The organism is Lentilactobacillus rapi DSM 19907 = JCM 15042 (assembly GCF_001436255.1).
Lineage (GTDB): Bacteria > Bacillota > Bacilli > Lactobacillales > Lactobacillaceae > Lentilactobacillus > Lentilactobacillus rapi.
Window position 1 is genome coordinate 26544 of the sequence record NZ_AZEI01000002.1, and the last position, 18353, is coordinate 44896.

Here is an 18353-nt window from a genome sequence, read left to right on the forward strand (position 1 = left end):
AGGGCTCTTTTTGTTAGAGTGCGAAAAGCAACGGGTTGACGCGTTTACCTGGGAACTTCTCATTGAAATCCTGGGTTTGGATTTTAATGAGAAGTTCCCAGGTAGTTAGCGTCAGTTGCTCTGAGCACGTTTCCACTAGGTGGCCGAGAATAGAATCCTGGTTTTGGGATTTATGTTGGCGGTGCTTATGTGGAAACTTGTGCTTGGAGAAGCACGTTTCCACTAGGCAGCCAAAGATTGAAATCCTGGGTTTGGATTTTAATGAGAAGTTCCCAGGTAGTTAGCGGCAGTTGCTCTGAGCACGTTTCCACTAAGTGGCCGAGAATAGAATCCTGGTTTTGGGATTTATGTTGGCGGTGCTTATGTGGAAGCTTGTGCTTGGAGAAGCCCGTTTCCACTAGGCAGCCAAAGGTTAAAATCCTGGGTTTGGATTTTAATGAGAAGTTCCCAGGCAGCTAGCGGCTGAGCATGTTTCCATGACCCAATTCAAGAAAAACCACCGGTCCCATCATTATCCTGAAAACAAACAATTTAAGAAGGGAAGTCAAACAATGCGGGTAAAAGATACATTAAACCTAGGCAAAACAAAGTTCAAAATGCGCGGCAATCTTCCTGTTAAAGAAGTCGACCGACAAAAAGCATGGGACGAAAATCATGTTTATCAACAAAGACAAAAATTAAATGAGGGCAAACCAACCTTTGTCCTCCACGATGGCCCTCCATATGCCAATGGTGATATCCATATGGGTCACGCGATGAATAAAATTTCAAAGGATATTATCGTTCGATACAAGTCAATGAGTGGTTATCGGGCACCTTACGTTCCCGGTTGGGACACTCATGGATTACCAATTGAACAAAAATTAACCCAAGCTGGTTATGATCGTAAGAAAATGTCCACTAACGATTTCCGAAAGCTCTGTCGTGAGTATGCCTTGAAGCAAGTTGAACGTCAAAAGGCAGAATTCAAACGACTGGGAGTTGCCGGTGATTGGGATAATCCTTATTTGACTTTGAAACCTGAATTCGAAGCTCAAGAAATTCGGGTGTTTGGCGCATTTGCAAAACGTGGGTTGATTTACAAGGGTAAGAAGCCCGTTTACTGGTCATGGTCGTCAGAATCTGCTCTTGCCGAAGCCGAAGTTGAATATCACGATATTACTTCCCCAACTGCCTTTTATGGCGAAAAAGTTGTTGATGGAAAAGGCGTCTTAAATAATGACACAACATTCATGGTTGTCTGGACAACGACGCCATGGACGATTCCAGCTTCTGAAGGAATTACCGTTGATGCTGGATTTGACTATTCAGTTGTTCAACCAGAGGGTGATGACCGTCACTTTGTGATTGCCAGTGAATTGGTCAACAAGGTTTCTGAATTGGTTGGCTGGAAGAATGTTAAGACTCTCAAAACGGTTAAAGGCCAAGAGCTTGAGGGCGTTCTTGCAGAACACCCATTTGATCATAGTCGAAAATTATTGACGATGTTAGGCGACTTCGTTGATTTGGAAGAAGGTACTGGATTAGTCCATACCGCTCCTGGATATGGTGAAGATGACTTTAACATTGGCCGCAAATATGGGCTTGATATTTTTGCGCCAGTTGATGATAAAGGGTATTTGACTGAAGAATCCGGTAAAGACTTTGCTGGGGTCTTCTATGATGACGCCAACAAGATTGCCTTGGATAAATTAAAAGAGGCTAATTTGTTACTCCGATACATGCCGTTGAAGCATAGCTACCCATTTGACTGGCGAACCAAGAAGCCGATCATCTTCCGGGCAACGCCTCAGTGGTTCGCCTCAGTTGATAAGATCAAAGACGATATTTTGAAATCGCTTGACGACGTTCAATTCTTCCCTGATTGGGGGAAAGTTCGCCTCGCCAACATGATCAAGAACCGGGGCGACTGGGTTATCTCCAGACAACGGGTTTGGGGTGTGCCGCTACCAATCTTCTATGGTGAAGACGGTGAAGCGATTATCACTGAAGAAACCATCAACCACGTTGCAGATTTGTTCGAGAAGCACGGTTCAGACATTTGGTTCGAAAAGGATGCCAAAGACTTATTACCAGCCGGCTTTAAGAGCGAGCATTCACCAAATGGCAAGTTTACCAAAGAAAACGACATTATGGATGTGTGGTTTGATTCAGGTTCATCTCATCAGGGGGTTCTTGAGGAAAGAGACGATTTAACTTATCCTGCTGATATGTACTTGGAAGGCTCCGACCAATATCGTGGCTGGTTCAATTCAAGCCTGATTACCAGTGTTGCTGTTTCGAACAAAGCACCGTATAAACAAGTCTTATCACAAGGATTCACCCTTGATGGTCAAGGCCACAAAATGAGTAAATCACTTGGAAACACAATTGCGCCAATTGACGTGATTAAGAAGATGGGAGCAGAAATTGTCCGTCTCTGGGTTACATCAGTTGATACTTCCGCTGATGTTCGCGTAAGTACTGAAAACTTCGTGAAGGTTTCAGATTCGTATAAGAAGATCCGCAACACGATGCGTTACTTACTTGCCAACGTTTCCGACTTTGATCCAAAGAAGGATGCTGTGCCATTTGATCAATTGGAAACTCAAGATCAATACATGATGATTCTATTGAACAAGTTCTTGGGAGAAGCTCGTGATTGTTACGAAAAGTACGACTTCTTGGATTTGAACAAGAAATTAATTAGTTTCATCTCAACTGATTTGTCGGCATTCTATCTGGATGTTGCCAAGGATATTGTGTATATTGATCGCAAGGATGGCCACAAGCGTCGTTCAATGCAAACAGTAATGTATGACGCAGCTGTGACCTTAACTAAGTTAATGACCCCAGTGTTACCTCATACGACCGAGGAAATCTGGCCATTCTTGAAGGAACCCGAAGAATTCGTTCAGCTGACGGACATTCCAGAACCACAACACTTTGACAATGATGCAACAATCTTGGCAAACTGGAACAAGTTCATGACTTACCGAAACGATGTCTTGAAGGTGCTTGAAGAAGCTCGGGACGCCAAGCAGATTGGTAAATCCTCAGAAGCCAAATTGACGATTTATGCCACGTCAGAGGTTGCTGATTTGTTTGAAAGCCTCCACACCGATTTGGCAACTGTCCTGATGGTTTCTCAGTTGGAAGTTACCGACTTCACTGACGCGCCAGGTAACAGCACGAAGTTTGACAGTGACGGCCTGGCATTGTTAGTTGAAAAGGCCGATGGTCAAGTTTGTGAACGTTGTCGGTTGACGAAAACCGATGTTGGTGCTGATAGCGACTACCCAACATTCTGTCAATCATGTGCGGAAATTGTCCGTAGTGAATTCCCTGAAACCGCTACTGAAGGTTTTACAGACAAGAAAGATTAAGATAGTTTAGAATTCAGCAGAACTTTTTGAAATTCTATTTTATATTTAATCGTTAAACAGTAAAATGAAGCTAGTGACAATTAATTTTGTGCTAGCTTTATTTTTTTCGGTGAATAGTAATCGGAATCTAAGTACTGTGTGGCGGGATTCTGAGTTTGAGCTTTTATCCCGAGGTTGTGTGTCAGCAGGCGATAAGATAAATGGTTTGATGCGTCGGTTAAATGCTCACCGAAGCAGTTTCTACAATTGAACAAGAAAATAGAAGTTAGCGCTTTTCAAGTGCGATTAACGTTTCACGAGGAGGAACCATTTTGTTAAAAGGAAAAATTAAAACTTACAGTCCAAGGAATGCGTTTGGCTTCATTACCCAAGATGATGGCGACGACCTGTTCTTCTTTAAAAATGCTTTTCCAGAAGATCAGTATGGGACCATTCAGGTGGGCGCCAGAGTGACCTATGTCGTAGTTGAAGGTCAAAAGGGGCCCCAGGCTGCTAAGGCTCACGTGGTTGACTGAGTGCCACAATTGCATTAGCTGGCAAATCTTTGTAGAATAAGATCATTAAACAAAATAAGGTGATTTTTTGAATTTTGTAGAACACGTCATTGGATCAGAAAAAATCTATGATGGGGCAATTATTAATGTTGAAAAACAAACTGTTCGTCTGCCAAATGGTGAGCAAGCCTTTCGCGAAGTGGTTCATCATTCGGGAGCAGTCGGTGTTTTAGCATTGACCCACGACAATCAAATGATTCTCGAAAAGCAGTGGCGGGCCCCAATCGGCAAGACCACCATTGAAATTCCGGCGGGCAAAGTGGATAGCCGCGACACTAATTTTCATCATGCGGTGATTCGTGAACTCAACGAAGAGATTCGCTACGTGCCTCGAACAGTTAAACGACTGGCCGGTTTCTATTCATCGGTTGGCTTTTGTGACGAATATATGCAACTGTATTTAGCCGAAGATCTCCAACCAGTTGAAGACGAACTGCCTCGTGACAAGGGTGAATTCCTGGAGATTATCAAGAAGCCCCTTCCAGAAGCTGTTGAAATGGTTGCCAATGGTGAAATTGAAGACGCAAAAACGATCATGGCAATCCAGCACTGGCAGCTCATGCAAAAGTAGGTGACCACTTAATTGGCAATTGACGATCATAAAAAAGAGTCAGAACCACTCACTCGAGAACAATACAGAAAATTACGGCAGCAACAAGATGACGACTTCAAGCAACGTGACAAGCGCCGAGTGCAGGTCGAGCGCCAATACGCCCGCGAGCATAATCAAGAGGCGCCAGACGATCGTGCCCCAGAGGCTGCAACATCAACTGAAGCTGCCGATGACTTTAAAACATTCAGATGGAGAAAGATCAATCGACGATTAAATTGGACAATTTCAGTGCTGCTGTTCTTAATCCTGATCGTCTATTTAGTCTTGTTTTTCATTAATTAAGGAGAATTCATATGGCTTACGGAATTATATGTGCAATGGACGAGGAATTGGCAATCTTAAAGGATGCCCTCGACAACGGAACAACTGAACATTATGGTCATGCTGACTTTTTCATCGGCCAAATTCATCATCAAAAAATGGTCATCGTTAAATCTGGAATTGGTAAAGTCCAAGCAGGAATTACCGCTGCCATCCTGATTAATCATTTTAACGTTGACAGTTTGATCAACTCAGGTTCAGCAGGTGGAATTGGTGATGGCCTTTCAATTGGGGACGTCGTGGTTTCATCTGAAACGGCTTATCACGATGTAGATGTGACGGCTGCCGGCTACAAAATGGGTCAACTGCCTAATTTTCCGGCCCGTTTCCCGGCTGATCAACAGCTTGAAGATAAGATCTTGAAGGCCGCTAAAGAAAGTGGTGTGGTTGCCCATCGCGGCCTCGTTGTTTCGGGCGATCAATTTGTGGCCGATCCAAAAGTAATTGCCACAATCAAGCAAAACTTTCCGGATGCCCTCTGTTCCGAAATGGAAGGCGCCGCAGTCGGCCAGGTAGCCTACGAAAACAAGGTGCCTTATGTCGTCATTCGGGCGATGTCTGATGTTGGTGATGAGAACGCCAATGTTAATTTCGACCAATTTATTGTGAGTGCCGGCAAAAAGTCTGGGCAAATGTTAATTGATTTCTTCAAGAACGAGTTATTAAAGGAGTGAAAGCTTTGGACGAGATTTATTTGGACAATGCCGCAACCACACCGGTTTCCGAAGAAGTATATGCGGAGCTGATGGATAAGTATAAAAATGTTTATGGGAACGCCTCAACGTTGTATGGCTTGGGACGTCAAGCACGGGCAGTTATGGAACATGCCCGAGAGATCATCGCTAAGAGCATCAATGCGGATGCTGATGACATTATTTTTACCAGTGGCGGTTCAGAAAGCGACAACACGGCGATTATGCAAACGGCGATTGCCCGTCAGTCACTTGGCAAGCATATCATCACAACCGCAATTGAACACGAGGCTGTTTTAAAGACCTGTGAGGCCCTCGAAAAGATGGGCTTCAAGATTACCTATTTACCCGTCGATGAGCACGGAAACATCTCTTTAGACGACTTTAAGGCCGCATTGGATGACCAGACGATTCTCGTTTCCATCATGATGGGCAATAATGAAGTCGGTTCGGTCATGCCCATTCATGAGATTGGGGAAATCTTGAAGGATCACCAAGCTTGGTTCCATACAGATGCCGTTCAGGCTTATGGCTTACTGAATATTGACGTTAACCGTGACCACATTGATATGTTGTCAACGTCAGCTCATAAAATCAACGGGCCCAAAATGATTGGTTTTCTTTACAAGCGCAATGGGATTAACTTCCCAAGCTTTGTGAAGGGTGGCGATCAAGAGGAGAAACGGCGAGCAGGAACTGAAAACGTTCCCGCCATTGCTGGGTTTGGTAAAGCGGTTGAGACAATTACCGAAGCTGAAAAGGCTCACCGACAAGCAAAGTATTTCAAATTCAAGCAATATATTGCGGCTAAATTAACTGAAAATGGGGTTGAATTTGAAGTCAATGGGGACATTGATGAACATAATTTGAACCATGTCTTTAATATTTGGCTTAAAGGGATTTCAACCTACGTGATGCAAACCAACTTGGATCTTGCTGGAATTGCTGTGTCTGGCGGGTCGGCCTGCACAGCTGGCAGTATCGAGCCATCCCATGTGCTGGTTGCGATGTATGGCAAGGATAGCCCTCGAATTAGCGAGTCAATTCGAATTAGTTTTGGCCGCTACACCACCACTGAAGATCTAGATAAATTAGTCGATGCAATTACTAAAATTTCTAATCGAGTTAAGGGGGTGAAGCTATAATGGCATTTTCAAAGACTGCGCAAGCAAACGGTGATCAACAAACTTACCAGATTAGCGAGGGGATTAAGCGGTATACCCTTAAAGATTTAGGCTTTATTGAAACCAAAGCCGGCAATTTCTCGCTAGATCGCTCATTAGATCCAAATTCTCCATATAACGCCGGCTACAAGTTTAAAATGATGGTTTCTAAAGACTTGGATGGCTTCAGAATGTCCATCACCACTGGCAACGGCCTTAAGAAAGTGAATATCTTTAAGGACGATGCAACTGCGGACAGTGTTGAGCAATATAATTTCATTATTAATAACTTGATTGATCGTGACGTGATTAAACGAGCTGATTAGTTGTGATTTTGGAGAGATTGGGACGAAAGGCGATTTGATCCCAGAATTTAAGTGAAAAAAGTAATGCATTCTGGTTTTTGGAATGCATTACTTTTTTGCTTAAATTCTGGGATCAGCCGTTTGTCGCAAGTTTTATCAATATAAGTGGGAAAAGCCAGGCTGCATTTATAAACAATTTGCCGACTCATGTCTCAGCTTCTTTTTTGGCTTAAATTCTGAGATCAGCCGTTTGTCGCAGCTTTTGTGCACATATTAATGGCAATCCAAATTAATGGTGATCGATTTGAAATTAACATCCCAGCCTCTGTTTGTATTTCAAGAATCAGCAGGCTAACCGCTTATCTCAAGGCGGTTTATTATAAAAAATCCTTAAGCTGCGTCCGTCCGGATGCTTTGTGATGAACAGACGTGGTAAACTGGAATAACTATTTTTGCGGACTGTTTCAACAATTCTGAAGGGATTCGAAATGATTTTAGATATAATTGTGATTTTAATACTGATTAGTGGACTGATTCGTGGTTATAGAATTGGCCTAATCAAACAATCTGTGCAGGCAGGGTCATTGATACTCGCCTTCATCGTCGCGATGTATTATTTTCAGCCATTCGGAAATTTGATGATTAAGTTGCTCAAACAACTCCAGCTTAAGCCTGATATTCAATGGCTATATGTGAGTGATATAATCGCTTTTGTCTTGTTATTTTCGATCACCCAGACAGTGTATACCAGTCTTGGAAAGCATTTAAATGGGGCGACGCGTCTGCCCGGACTCCATCTTGGTGACGAATTGCTTGGCTCGGTGATGGGGCTGCTCACCAGATATCTCGTTACTTTTTTTCTGTTAAATATTTTAATCCTATTTCCGATGTCTTGGCTGCAAGATCAATATCATGAGTCAACCATTTCCCAAACGATCGTTAAAAAGACGCCAATCATTTCTGAATGGCAGTCGCGGCATTTGATCACTCACAGTCCTGCAAAGCAGAAATCAGAGTTGGGGGTGATCAGCAATGAAATGGCTAAATAGGCTAGTGGCGGTCATTATTGTTGGGTTGACGGTTAATGTGTTTATTCAACCTGGATCAATGAAAACAATTGGCCGACAAATTAACAATGCCGTGGATATGCCGGCGATGTTGATCAGTCGGATTCAAAAGACAGCCACTTTGACCCAATCCACTCAGTCAACGACTTCTAAAGCTGATGAAACTCCGATTGAGAGCATTGTTCAAGAACGGCAGCTTTCTAATCATTACGAGTACCGGTTTGCAGCCGGGGTTCCTGCCAAAGCCAGGGCCGTCTTTTTAGAGGCGGTTCACAAATATAACCAGACGGGAATTGTGCGAATCACACCATTTTCAGACAAAAATAGTACCCAAGCCAATATCATGACTTTTTACGTTTACCGAAAACGGGTTTCGGTCCAAAGCAGTTCGGTGGAATTAGGACTTGGCGGACCGAAGATTTATCCGTTGCTGGGTGAGCACAACGATGATTTGAATCGAGGAAAGGCCGGTCTCAATATTGAGTATCCGCAATCCAGCCTTCAACTTTCTGTTGCCATGCACGAAATCGGTCATGTGTTAGGATTGGATCATAGCATGAAACGCAGCTCGATTATGTTCCCCATTGATCAGGGAAAAACAACCTTATCAGCCGACGATTTGGCGGCTTTGAAAGCTATTTACAAAAAATAAGATCTTACAATTCACCGTTAGTTTCCTCTTTTGAGTAGAAAAAGGAAATTGACGGTGTTTTTAGGCTATTCTCATCATTGAAATCAAATTCTGTATTGACACACCTTTTTAAAAGCGATAAATTAGATATTAATTAAGAAATGATGATAAACGCATAAGTGACGATCACATGAATTACCTTCAGTAAAGCGCAATTCAGAACCTGATTTCTTACATATTTGATACGGAGAAACCATACTTAGCAACTCGTTTATCACCTACTTAATAATATTTTAAGGAGGATCCTGATACATGGCAAAACAAGATGTTAAAGACCTTGATTGGAAAAATTTAGGATTTGAATACAGAGATTTACCTTACAGTTACAATGAAGAATTTAAAGATGGCAAATGGCAAAATGGTGGCTTGACCACCAAGTCAACCTTGACCTTGTCAGAAGGTGCCGAAGAATTGCATTACGGCCAAGAAGTCTTTGAAGGAATGAAGGCTTATCGGACCAAAGATGGCAGTATTAACTTATTCCGCCCTGACATGAATGCCAAGCGATTAAATAATTCTGCCAAGCGATTAGTGATGCAGACTTATCCTGAAGACAAATACGTTGCGGCCGTTAAAGAAGTCGTTAAAGCAAACCAAGAATTCGTGCCACCTTATGGATCTGGCGGTTCACTTTACATTCGTCCATTTATGATTGGAACTGAGCCAGTTGTTGGGGTTGCGCCATCAAGCACCTATACATTCCATATCTATGCCACCCCAGTTGGTGCCTATATCAAAGGATTACATCCAATGCCATATATGGTCAGCCAGTACGACCGGGCCGCTTATGCTGGAACTGGTCAAGCCAAGACTGCTGGTAACTATGCTGGTAGTTTGTTACCAGGTAAGGAAGCCAAAGATGCTGGTTTCGCTGGTGAATTATATTTGGACCCACGTGAGCACAAGTATATTGATGAATTTGGCGGTGCCAACTTCTACGCAATTGGTAAAGACGGCAAATTCTACACGCCAAAATCAGATTCAATTCTGCCTTCGATCACGAAGAAATCAGTTTTAACCATCGCCAAAGACTTAGGCTTGGATCCAACTGAAACGCACATTGACGTTAATGATCTTGACGAGTTCACTGAAGCCGGTGCTATGGGAACTGCTGCTGTTATTTCACCAGTTGGTTCATTAACCAACAATGGTAAGAAGCACGTCTTCTACAGTGAAACAGAACCAGGCCCTGTTACTCAGAAGCTTTACGATACCTTGTTTGGCATTCAAGCAGGTGACGTTGAAGATAAGTATGGCTGGGTTGAAAAGGTCGATCTCGACTAAAATAGGTTGAATAAAAAAGGTTGCTTTGTTTAAAATAATCAAAGTGAGCAGAACTGGGATGAAAGCTTTTTTGGTCCCAGATTTAAATGAAAACGGCAGTGCATTTGAACTTGAATGCATTGCCGTTTTCACGTTTATTAAGTTGATATTGAAAAACAACAGAAATATCGATTTCTAACCAAGTGACGGTAGGGAGATTGGCTTACTTTAAACTGACGTATAGCCACCATCTGCTACCAACGTTGAGCCGATGATAAACGATGCGTCATCACTAGCTAAGAAAGCGACCGCCTTGGCAATTTCTTCCGGTTTACCCAATCGGCCAAGTGGATGAAGCTTTTCCAACCGTTCCTTGGCGCCGGGATTGACCTTATCCAGCAATGGGGTATCAATATACCCTGGAGCAATGGCATTGACCCGGATGCCTTCCTTAGCGTAAGTGGCCGCCAAAGTTTGCGTTAAGATCTTAACGCCACCCTTCGCAGCTCCGTACGCCGTAACGTTTGGTAAGGCGACCATACTGTGAATTGAGCTGGAATTAACGATATTGCCACCAGTTCCTTGTTTCAACATTTGCTCGAGTGCATATTTGTCTGACAAGAAGACGCCGGTCAAGTTGATGTCAATGGTTCGCTGCCACTTTGCCAACGGTAGGGCTGTGATGTCGCCATCGTTAGCGATTCCAGCGTTGGCAAACATGATATCGATATGGCCAAACTTTTCAACGGCCTTATTGATCAGGTTCTTAACTTGATCCTCGTTGGTAACGTTGGTTTTAACAAACAAGGCATTGTCGTTTGTATTCAACTCGTTAACAATCTCTTGCCCCTTGTCTGAAAAATCGCCGATAACCACTTTAGCGCCTTCGTTCAAAAATAATTTAGCAGTTTCTAATCCAATTCCTGAAGCACCACCGGTGACGATAGCAACTTTGTTATCAAAACGTGCCATGATGAATCCATCCTTTCAATCATTGAGAAACAAACCAAGCCTAAATACAGCTTCATTGTAACCGTTTACAAAATCATTGACAATTGAAGACACTTGTGGATAAATACACAAAAATAATTTCAGTTGACAGTGTCTGTTAAAACAATTAGAATGTGAAAAATTGGTTAGACCAACTTAATACGGAAGAATTTTTGAGGAGGAACACTCATGGCAAAAGCAAAACCCGCATCAGAAATTGATTGGAACAATCTTGGCTTCGAATATATGGACCTGCCTTATCGATTTATTGCTCATTACAAAGACGGTAAATGGGATGATGGCGAACTCAGTGAAGATGGGACGTTACATATTAGTGAGGGGTCGATTTCCCTTCATTATGGCCAGGCGGATTTCGAGGGCTTGAAGGCTTATCGAACTAAGGATGGCAGTATTCAGCTGTTTCGTCCGGATCAAAATGCCAAACGAATGACCAAGAGTAGTCAACGCTTGTTGATGCCGGCATTCCCAGAGGATCAATTTGTGGATGCTGTTAAACAAGTGGTTAAAGCTAACGCCGATTACGTGCCACCGTACGGCACTGGGGCAACTTTATATTTGCGGCCACTGCTTATTGGGGTTGGCGGCACGATTGGAGTTCATCCGGCTTCTGAGTATATTTTTACCATTTTTGCGATGCCAGTGGGGGCTTACTATAAAGGTGGCTTAAAACCCACTAACTTCACCACTTCCTATTACGATCGGGCGGCTCCTCATGGAACTGGCCAAAGTAAGGTCGGCGGTAACTACGGTGGGAGCTTGTTACCAGGTGACGAGGCTCATAAAGCCGGTTATTCAGATGTCATTTATTTGGATCCGGCAACCCATACCAAGATTGAAGAGGCTGGTTCGGCCAATTTCTTTGGAATTACCAAGGATGGCGAATTTGTGACACCGAAGTCCGATTCGATTTTGCCAAGTATTACCAAATATTCGCTGCTCTGGTTGGCGGAACATCGATTGGGCCTGAAACCCGTTCAAGGCGATGTTTATATTAATGACCTCGATCGGTTTACTGAAGCCGGGGCGATGGGAACCGCTGCTGTCATTGCCCCAATTGGCGGCATCGAATATCAAGACAATCTACATGTCTTTTACAGTGAGACTGAAGTTGGCCCGGTGACCCAGAAGTTGTATAACGAGCTGACTGGCATTCAGTTTGGGGATGTCGAGGCGCCAGCCGGCTGGATTCAAAAGGTTGAATAAATAAGGAACGAGGCTTAAAAATGCTGAAGCGCGAAGGACATTCACATACCGAATTTTGCCCCCATGGAAGTGGCGATGATGTTGAATTGATGATCCAAAAAGCCATCAAGCTTGGCTTTCAAGAATACAGCATTACCGAACATGCGCCCTTGCCCCCAGACTTTTCTGCCCATTATGAAGGGCAAACAACTGGCTTGACGGAGGCATCAATGGCGGCCAGCGATTTGGATGCCTATTTTGCCAAAATGAATCGGATGCGGCAAAAATATGCGGATCAAATTCAGATTCACATTGGTTTTGAAGTGGACTACTTGCCAGAATTCACCGAATGGACCAAAGATTTTCTGAATGAATATGGTCCCCAAACGGATGAGAATCTATTATCGGTCCACTTTTTGAAGGGCAAAAATAATCACTATTGGTGTGTTGATGATACCGTCGCTGATTTTCAAGAGGGGTTGTTAAGTCAGGCAGCCGATTCCCAAGCGCTGTATGTCAGCTATTTTAAGCAAGTCTTAGCTTCGGTGAACGCTGATTTGGGTCAATTTGCCCCTCGGCGGATTGCCCATATGACGTTAATCAAGAAGTTTCAGGATTATTTTGATTTGGACCATTCTTTTTCGGTTCAAAATGAACGGTTGATTAACGGCATTCTCCTTGCAGTCAAGGCACAAGGCCGCCAACTTGATTTAAATGCTGCTGGCCTATACAAGACTTATTGCAATGAACAGTATCCAACTCTGGAAATCATTAAAATGGCTAAATTATTAAAGATTCCATTTGTATATGGTAGCGATGCTCACAGTATTGATGCTGTAGGTCAGGGCTATAATTGCATGGCTTCACTGGTTGATGGCTATCAAGATCTGGCTTGACTTCGATAAAAAGCGTGGTATTATTAGCTAATAATTAGTAAATCTTAATAAAATAAAGTTTTGATTAGAACAAGTAGCCAGTGAAGAATGACAAGAGAATCCCGTTGCTGTGAAGGGATCATTCTGCTGGTGAACACACATCTATGAACTTAACCGGTTGAACCAAGTAGGCCGATTCGCATGTTTAGCGTTATCAGGGTTGCCACAGCTGTTATGAAAATGACGAGTTGTTGGCAACGTAAGGCATTCTATCGTGAGGTAGGTGCGAATTGAGGTGGAACCGCGATTAATCTCGTCCTCGAAGACTTTCTAAAGCTTCGAAGATGTGATCGATCGCGGTTTTTTCATTAAGAAGCGGCCACCCTTCAAGACTTTCAATTTACTAGTTATCGACTCAGACAAAAGCAGGCAAACATTCACAGGAAGTGACAGCATGACAAATAAAAATTTACCAAATGGGACCCGTGACGAATTAGGCACGCAAGCCGAAACCAAAGAGGCCATTGAAAAACGATTGTTTAAAGGATTCCGCCAACGGGGCTTTCGTAAGCTGACGACCCCGGTTCTGGAATATTCAGATGTTTTTAAGCCATTGAATGCTAATAACTATCGACCTTACCAGTTATTGGATGAACAGGGCGAACCGTTAGTACTTCGGCCTGACCTGACTTTGCCGGTTGCCCGGGTAATGAGTACAACCGGCGTGGATTTGCCGGTTAAATGGTATTACGGCGGCGATGTTTTCCGGGTTAAAAAACGGTTATCCGGCAGTTACAATCAATTAACGCAGGCCGGAATTGAAATTGTCGGCTACAAAGGGATTAAGGCAGACTGGGAGTGTTTAGTTGTCGCCTTGGCTGGCTGTCAGGAGATGGGCATTCAAGATTTGACCATTGAACTCAGTCACGCCAAGTTCGTTGATGTCGTCATCCAAACATTGGATTTACCTCAACCGACCAAGGATAGCTTAAAAGCGGCTTTGTATGCCAAAGACTTGAACAAATACAACAGCTTATGCTCGCCACTTGCCAATACGGCTTATTCAAAATTCTTAGCCGAGTGGCCCTGGCTCTTTGGCGATTTTGACAAAGCCATGCGATTGGTTAAAACCATGCCGGAGATTGCCGAACTCCAACAGATTATTGACGATTTGACCGCAACCAAGGCTTTCATTAACCAGCAGTTTCCAGATTACAAAGTAACCCTCGACCTGAGCATTCCGTCTCCGCAAACTTATTACACTGGAATGGCCTTTCGCGGCTTTACCGATAAGTCGGCCGACTATTTGTTTAGTGGCGGCCGCTATGATGACTTGCTGACCAACTTTCAGAAGGTCCATGTGTCAGCCGTGGGAGTCGCATTTGACGTCGATTCGCTGGTTGAACGAACCGTTGTTCAGAGCGAAAAACCAGTGACGCTGATTTATTTTAATCAAGATCAGTGGCAGTTGGCAGAGGCAAAATTACGTGAGTTAAAAAATGCCACGTTGTGTCTGGCAGACAACTTGGCGGCGGCTCAACGCCTTGCCACCAGTACTGGCAGTCAATTAATTGATTTAACAAAAAGCAGGTGAAAAGATGACACCATTAAAAATTGCCCTTACCAAAGGGCGAACAGAAGAGCAGGTCATTCCGTTGTTGGAAGCCAGTGGGATCAATTGCGAGGGCTTAAAGAATAAGAAGCGGGGCCTAATTTTTGATGAGGATCCCCGCTATGAAATCATTTTGGTTAAAGGCCCAGATGTATTGACCTATTTGAATAACGGTTCAGTCCAGATTGGAATTGTCGGCAGCGATATTTTAGATGAGCAGCAAAATTCACAGTACGCAATGTTGGATTTAAGCGTTGGTAAATGTCGATTTGTTTTGGCCTCAACCAGTTCATTTAATCCTCAACAGCCCCGCCGCAAAATCATTGCCACTAAATATCCCAACATTACCAAGCGCTATTTTCAAGGGATCGGCGAGGATGTTGAAATCATCAAAATCGAGGGGTCAGTTGAACTCTCACCGTTGATTGGGTTAGCAGATGCGATCGTGGATATTGTTGAGACTGGCAATACGTTGCGTGAGAACAATTTGCACGTTTACGCCAAACTTCAGCCGGTCAATACCAAGTTGGTTGTGAACCGGTTGGCCTTGCGTCAGTTCAAACCACAAATTAGGGAATTAATTACGAATTTACAACAAGCGGATGCCGATTATGCCAAATCAAATTTAATCAAGGAGTGATTGCGATGAGAGAAGCCACAATTTCCAGAGATACCAAAGAAACTCAGATCGAACTCAGCCTGAATCTTGATGATTATTCAACCATCGACATTGATACGGGAATTGGGTTCTTTAACCACATGCTGGATGCGTTTGCCCGTCATGGCCGATTCGGTCTGGTTGTGAAAGCTAAGGGTGACTTGGACGTTGATCCTCATCACACCACCGAAGATGTCGGGATTGCGTTGGGGATGGCGTTAAAAAAAGCCCTTGGAGATAAGGCCGGTATTGAACGGTTTGGTTCGGCGCTGATTCCATTGGACGAAACATTGAGTCGGGTTGTGATCGATCTATCCGGGCGGTCTTACCTGGTATTTAACGCAGAATTTGCCAATGACCATTTAGGCGGTTACGACACCGAAGTGACCGAGGACTTCTTCCAAGCTTTTGCTTTCAATGCTGAGCTTAACCTGCACGCCGAAGTTCTCTACGGCAGAAATACCCATCACAAAATTGAAACGCTGTTTAAAGCCCTTGGCCGGGCACTAAGAGCCGCCGTGACACTAAATCCTGAAATTAAGGGGATTCCATCTACCAAGGGGGTCATCTAATGATCGTGGTGATTGATTACGATACGGGTAATACTCGAAATGTCAAAAAGGCGTTGGACTATTTGAACCTTGAAAATGAGTTGACTGCTGATCCTAAAAAGATCTTAGCTGCAGATGGCCTGATCCTACCTGGCGTTGGGGCCTTTCAAAAAGCAATGGATTCTTTAAATGAGAGAAAATTGGTTCCGATCATTCAAGCGGCTGCCGAGCGGGGCATTCCGATTTTGGGAATTTGTTTGGGGATGCAGTTGTTATTTGACAAAAGCTTGGAATTCGGCGAAACCAACGGACTGGGAATTATTCCCGGAGAAGTGGTCCCAATTCCTGAAAATTTGGGCGTCAAAGTGCCTCACATGGGGTGGGATAAAAACCGAGCTGTTCAAGCCGATCCGCTGGCGACGGTCTTTGATGATCAATTTACTTACTTCGTTCACTCATATTATGTCGCGACTGATAAGGCCAAAATAGTCGCCACAGTTGATTATGGAGTCCAAATTCCAAGCATCGTGCGTCAAGATAACGTCATTGGAATTCAATTTCACCCTGAAAAAAGCGGTCAAGTGGGATTGGCCGGGTTAACAAAATTTAAGGAGATGATTCAAAATGAAGATTATTCCCGCAATTGATTTAAAGAGTCAACAGAGCGTTCGGCTCTACCAGGGCGATTTTAGCAAAACGACCGTCATTAATCGCTCGCCACTCGATCAAGCACTGGCAATCGAGAAGGCTGGGTTAACCAATCTTCATTTGGTCGATCTCGATGGTGCAAAGTCGGGCCAGCCAGTTAACCGATCAATCATCAAAGAAATTTGTGAACAAACCAAGCTTGCCGTTGAGGTGGGCGGCGGAATCCGCTCGCTTGCACAAATTAATGACTATCTGACATCTGGTGTTTCCAGAGTCATCTTAGGTTCGGCGGCGCTGAATGATCCTGAACTGGTTCAAGAGGCAATTGCCCAATTTGGAGCCGACCAAATTGTGGTTGGCATCGATGGCAAGGATGGGCTGGTAGCCGTTTCCGGTTGGTTGGAACAAAGCACGGTTAAAATGGCCGAACTCATGGCTTCAATGGTTGCATTCGGGGTCAACAGCTTCGTGGTGACTGATATTTCTCGTGACGGCACGATGGGTGGGCCCAACGTTAATCAATTAGGTGAGTTGCAAGCCAAGTTTCCCACGGCGACAATTATTGCCTCTGGGGGCATCCGCAATGTTTTTGACTTAAACCAATTGGCGGCTGCCAATATTAAAGCCGCAATTGTCGGCAAGGCAATGGCGACTGGTGACCTACCTTTAAAAACTTTAGCGGAGGTGGATGCCAATGCTCGCTAAACGGATTATTCCCTGTTTGGACGTCGATCATGGTCGGGTGATGAAAGGGGTCAATTTTGTGAACCTCAAGGACGTCGGCGATCCGACTCAAATTGCGGCTGCCTATCAAAAACAGGGCGCCGATGAATTGGTCTTTCTGGACATTACCGCGACCAATGAAGGGCGCAAAGCCATTGTTGAAACGATTGAAGCCGTTGCCAGCCAAGTGTTTATGCCTTTGACAGTTGGCGGTGGCATTCACAGTGTTGCCGATATGCAAAATTTGTTGAAGGCCGGGGCGGATAAAACAGCGGTTAATTCCGCCGCGGTTAACAATCCGGAATTAATTACCCAAGGCGCGAAGAAGTTTGGCAGCCAGTGCGTAGTTTTAGCGATTGATGCCAAATGGAATCCCGAAGCTAACCAATATAATGTTTATGTTAACGGTGGCAGAAAGAAAACTGATTTGGATGCAATTAAGTGGGCTAAGCAAGGGGTTGCCCGGGGTGCTGGTGAGTTGCTTGTGACCAGCATGGACAAAGACGGGACTAAGAGTGGCTTTGATATTAAGCTCTATCAGGAACTAACCAAGGCAGTTAATGTCCCAATCATCGCTTCCGGTGGTGCCGGAAATATCCAAGATTTCACCGACGTATTTTTGGCAGCCAACGTCGATGGCGCGCTTGCTGCTTCAGTTTTTCATTTTGGCGAGTTAACCATTGCAGACGTCAAAAGCCAGTTAAGCCAAAATGGGGTGATCGTACGTTAAAACCAGATTTTGAAAAATACTCAGACGGCTTGGTGCCAACCATTGTCGTTGATGACAAGACGGATCAAGTATTGATGATGGCCTATGTTAATGAAGAAAGTTATCAATTAAGCTTAAAAACGATGCAAACGTGGTTTTGGTCCCGAAGTCGAAAAGAGCTGTGGCATAAGGGCGAAACCAGTGGCAATACCCAGCAAATCGTGGCCATCCAAATTGATTGTGATGAAGACACGTTGCTAATGCGGGTAATCCCAGCGGGGCCTGCATGCCACACGGGGCACACGAGTTGTTTTTATAGAACAGTTGTTGATAAGAACCAGGAGGAATAG

General features: G+C 44.0%; 19 protein-coding genes, 1 pseudogene and 1 other annotated feature. Of the genes and pseudogenes, 19 read left to right on the top strand and 1 reads right to left on the bottom strand.

Going from position 1 to position 18353, the window contains the following annotated elements:
- Positions 1 to 551: 551 nt before the first annotated feature.
- From ileS to FD12_RS00275, 10 genes are all read left to right on the top strand, one after another.
- Positions 552 to 3365: an isoleucine--tRNA ligase gene (ileS, locus tag FD12_RS00230; RefSeq protein WP_056981055.1), complete on the top strand. Its 2814-nt coding sequence runs from the start codon at positions 552 to 554 to the stop codon at positions 3363 to 3365.
- A gap of 311 nt (positions 3366 to 3676) precedes the next feature.
- Entirely contained in the window at positions 3677 to 3880 is a 204-nt protein-coding gene (locus FD12_RS00235; RefSeq protein WP_054748174.1) for a cold-shock protein, read from the top strand.
- A 67-nt stretch (positions 3881 to 3947) separates the two neighbouring features.
- Positions 3948 to 4490, top strand: coding sequence for an NUDIX hydrolase (locus tag FD12_RS00240; RefSeq protein WP_056981018.1), 543 nt, complete (start codon positions 3948 to 3950; stop codon positions 4488 to 4490).
- Positions 4491 to 4502: 12 nt separating this feature from the next.
- Entirely contained in the window at positions 4503 to 4814 is a 312-nt protein-coding gene (locus tag FD12_RS00245) for a hypothetical protein (protein ID WP_056981020.1), read from the top strand.
- Positions 4815 to 4825: 11 nt separating this feature from the next.
- On the top strand, positions 4826 to 5527 hold the full coding sequence (locus tag FD12_RS00250; RefSeq protein WP_056981022.1) for a 5'-methylthioadenosine/adenosylhomocysteine nucleosidase: 702 nt from the start codon (positions 4826 to 4828) through the stop codon (positions 5525 to 5527).
- Between the two features lie 5 nt (positions 5528 to 5532).
- Positions 5533 to 6690, top strand: coding sequence for a cysteine desulfurase family protein (locus FD12_RS00255; protein WP_056981024.1), 1158 nt, complete (start codon positions 5533 to 5535; stop codon positions 6688 to 6690).
- Complete coding sequence (locus FD12_RS00260) at positions 6690 to 7034, top strand: DUF1831 domain-containing protein (protein WP_054748176.1); 345 nt, start codon at positions 6690 to 6692, stop codon at positions 7032 to 7034. The genes FD12_RS00255 and FD12_RS00260 overlap by 1 nt, the downstream gene beginning before the upstream one ends.
- Before the next feature lie 467 nt (positions 7035 to 7501).
- Entirely contained in the window at positions 7502 to 8062 is a 561-nt protein-coding gene (locus tag FD12_RS00265; protein WP_056981027.1) for a CvpA family protein, read from the top strand.
- Positions 8046 to 8732, top strand: coding sequence for a matrixin family metalloprotease (locus FD12_RS00270; protein WP_056981029.1), 687 nt, complete (start codon positions 8046 to 8048; stop codon positions 8730 to 8732). The genes FD12_RS00265 and FD12_RS00270 overlap by 17 nt, the downstream gene beginning before the upstream one ends.
- A 291-nt stretch (positions 8733 to 9023) precedes the next feature.
- Positions 9024 to 10055 carry a branched-chain amino acid aminotransferase gene (locus FD12_RS00275; RefSeq protein WP_056981031.1) on the top strand — a complete coding sequence of 344 codons (1032 nt, stop codon included), beginning with the start codon at positions 9024 to 9026 and terminating at the stop codon, positions 10053 to 10055.
- Between the two features lie 207 nt (positions 10056 to 10262).
- Here the strand turns inward: FD12_RS00275 and FD12_RS00280 are convergent, their stop codons facing one another.
- A complete protein-coding gene (locus FD12_RS00280; RefSeq protein ID WP_056981033.1) occupies positions 10263 to 11006 on the bottom strand; it encodes an SDR family NAD(P)-dependent oxidoreductase in 744 nt (247 codons plus the stop codon).
- A 207-nt stretch (positions 11007 to 11213) separates the two neighbouring features.
- Here FD12_RS00280 and FD12_RS00285 point away from each other — a divergent pair, with 207 nt between their 5' ends.
- From FD12_RS00285 to hisI, 9 genes and pseudogenes are all read left to right on the top strand, one after another.
- Positions 11214 to 12248, top strand: coding sequence for a branched-chain amino acid aminotransferase (locus FD12_RS00285; RefSeq protein WP_056981035.1), 1035 nt, complete (start codon positions 11214 to 11216; stop codon positions 12246 to 12248).
- 20 nt (positions 12249 to 12268) lie between these two features.
- Positions 12269 to 13123 carry a histidinol-phosphatase HisJ gene (gene hisJ / locus FD12_RS00290; protein ID WP_054748184.1) on the top strand — a complete coding sequence of 285 codons (855 nt, stop codon included), beginning with the start codon at positions 12269 to 12271 and terminating at the stop codon, positions 13121 to 13123.
- Positions 13124 to 13174: 51 nt separating this feature from the next.
- Positions 13175 to 13426: a binding site (T-box leader), on the top strand.
- Positions 13427 to 13556: 130 nt separating this feature from the next.
- Positions 13557 to 14696 (top strand): ATP phosphoribosyltransferase regulatory subunit, encoded by a 1140-nt coding sequence (locus FD12_RS00295; protein ID WP_056981037.1) that lies wholly within the window; start codon positions 13557 to 13559, stop codon positions 14694 to 14696.
- A gap of 4 nt (positions 14697 to 14700) precedes the next feature.
- Positions 14701 to 15354: an ATP phosphoribosyltransferase gene (gene hisG, locus FD12_RS00300; RefSeq protein ID WP_054748185.1), complete on the top strand. Its 654-nt coding sequence runs from the start codon at positions 14701 to 14703 to the stop codon at positions 15352 to 15354.
- 5 nt (positions 15355 to 15359) lie between these two features.
- Positions 15360 to 15944 carry an imidazoleglycerol-phosphate dehydratase HisB gene (hisB, locus tag FD12_RS00305; protein ID WP_054748187.1) on the top strand — a complete coding sequence of 195 codons (585 nt, stop codon included), beginning with the start codon at positions 15360 to 15362 and terminating at the stop codon, positions 15942 to 15944.
- A complete protein-coding gene (hisH, locus tag FD12_RS00310; protein WP_056981039.1) occupies positions 15944 to 16570 on the top strand; it encodes an imidazole glycerol phosphate synthase subunit HisH in 627 nt (208 codons plus the stop codon). Before hisB ends, hisH begins: the two co-directional genes overlap by 1 nt.
- Entirely contained in the window at positions 16548 to 17276 is a 729-nt protein-coding gene (hisA, locus tag FD12_RS00315; RefSeq protein WP_054748192.1) for a 1-(5-phosphoribosyl)-5-[(5-phosphoribosylamino)methylideneamino]imidazole-4-carboxamide isomerase, read from the top strand. Before hisH ends, hisA begins: the two co-directional genes overlap by 23 nt.
- Positions 17266 to 18024, top strand: coding sequence for an imidazole glycerol phosphate synthase subunit HisF (gene hisF / locus FD12_RS00320; protein WP_054748194.1), 759 nt, complete (start codon positions 17266 to 17268; stop codon positions 18022 to 18024). Before hisA ends, hisF begins: the two co-directional genes overlap by 11 nt.
- Positions 18021 to 18353, top strand: a pseudogene (hisI, locus tag FD12_RS00325) (phosphoribosyl-AMP cyclohydrolase); the annotation flags it as partial. The gene hisF and the pseudogene hisI, both read left to right, overlap by 4 nt.

Coding starts and splice junctions, on each gene's coding strand:
- ileS (WP_056981055.1), top strand. CDS start 552: ATGCGGGTAAAAGATACATTAAACCTAGGCAAAACAAAGTTCAAAATG.
- FD12_RS00250 (WP_056981022.1), top strand. CDS start 4,826: ATGGCTTACGGAATTATATGTGCAATGGACGAGGAATTGGCAATCTTA.
- FD12_RS00260 (WP_054748176.1), top strand. CDS start 6,690: ATGGCATTTTCAAAGACTGCGCAAGCAAACGGTGATCAACAAACTTAC.
- FD12_RS00265 (WP_056981027.1), top strand. CDS start 7,502: ATGATTTTAGATATAATTGTGATTTTAATACTGATTAGTGGACTGATT.
- FD12_RS00270 (WP_056981029.1), top strand. CDS start 8,046: ATGAAATGGCTAAATAGGCTAGTGGCGGTCATTATTGTTGGGTTGACG.
- FD12_RS00275 (WP_056981031.1), top strand. CDS start 9,024: ATGGCAAAACAAGATGTTAAAGACCTTGATTGGAAAAATTTAGGATTT.
- FD12_RS00280 (WP_056981033.1), bottom strand. CDS start 11,006: ATGGCACGTTTTGATAACAAAGTTGCTATCGTCACCGGTGGTGCTTCA.
- FD12_RS00285 (WP_056981035.1), top strand. CDS start 11,214: ATGGCAAAAGCAAAACCCGCATCAGAAATTGATTGGAACAATCTTGGC.
- hisJ (WP_054748184.1), top strand. CDS start 12,269: ATGCTGAAGCGCGAAGGACATTCACATACCGAATTTTGCCCCCATGGA.
- FD12_RS00295 (WP_056981037.1), top strand. CDS start 13,557: ATGACAAATAAAAATTTACCAAATGGGACCCGTGACGAATTAGGCACG.
- hisG (WP_054748185.1), top strand. CDS start 14,701: ATGACACCATTAAAAATTGCCCTTACCAAAGGGCGAACAGAAGAGCAG.
- hisB (WP_054748187.1), top strand. CDS start 15,360: ATGAGAGAAGCCACAATTTCCAGAGATACCAAAGAAACTCAGATCGAA.
- hisH (WP_056981039.1), top strand. CDS start 15,944: ATGATCGTGGTGATTGATTACGATACGGGTAATACTCGAAATGTCAAA.
- hisA (WP_054748192.1), top strand. CDS start 16,548: ATGAAGATTATTCCCGCAATTGATTTAAAGAGTCAACAGAGCGTTCGG.
- hisF (WP_054748194.1), top strand. CDS start 17,266: ATGCTCGCTAAACGGATTATTCCCTGTTTGGACGTCGATCATGGTCGG.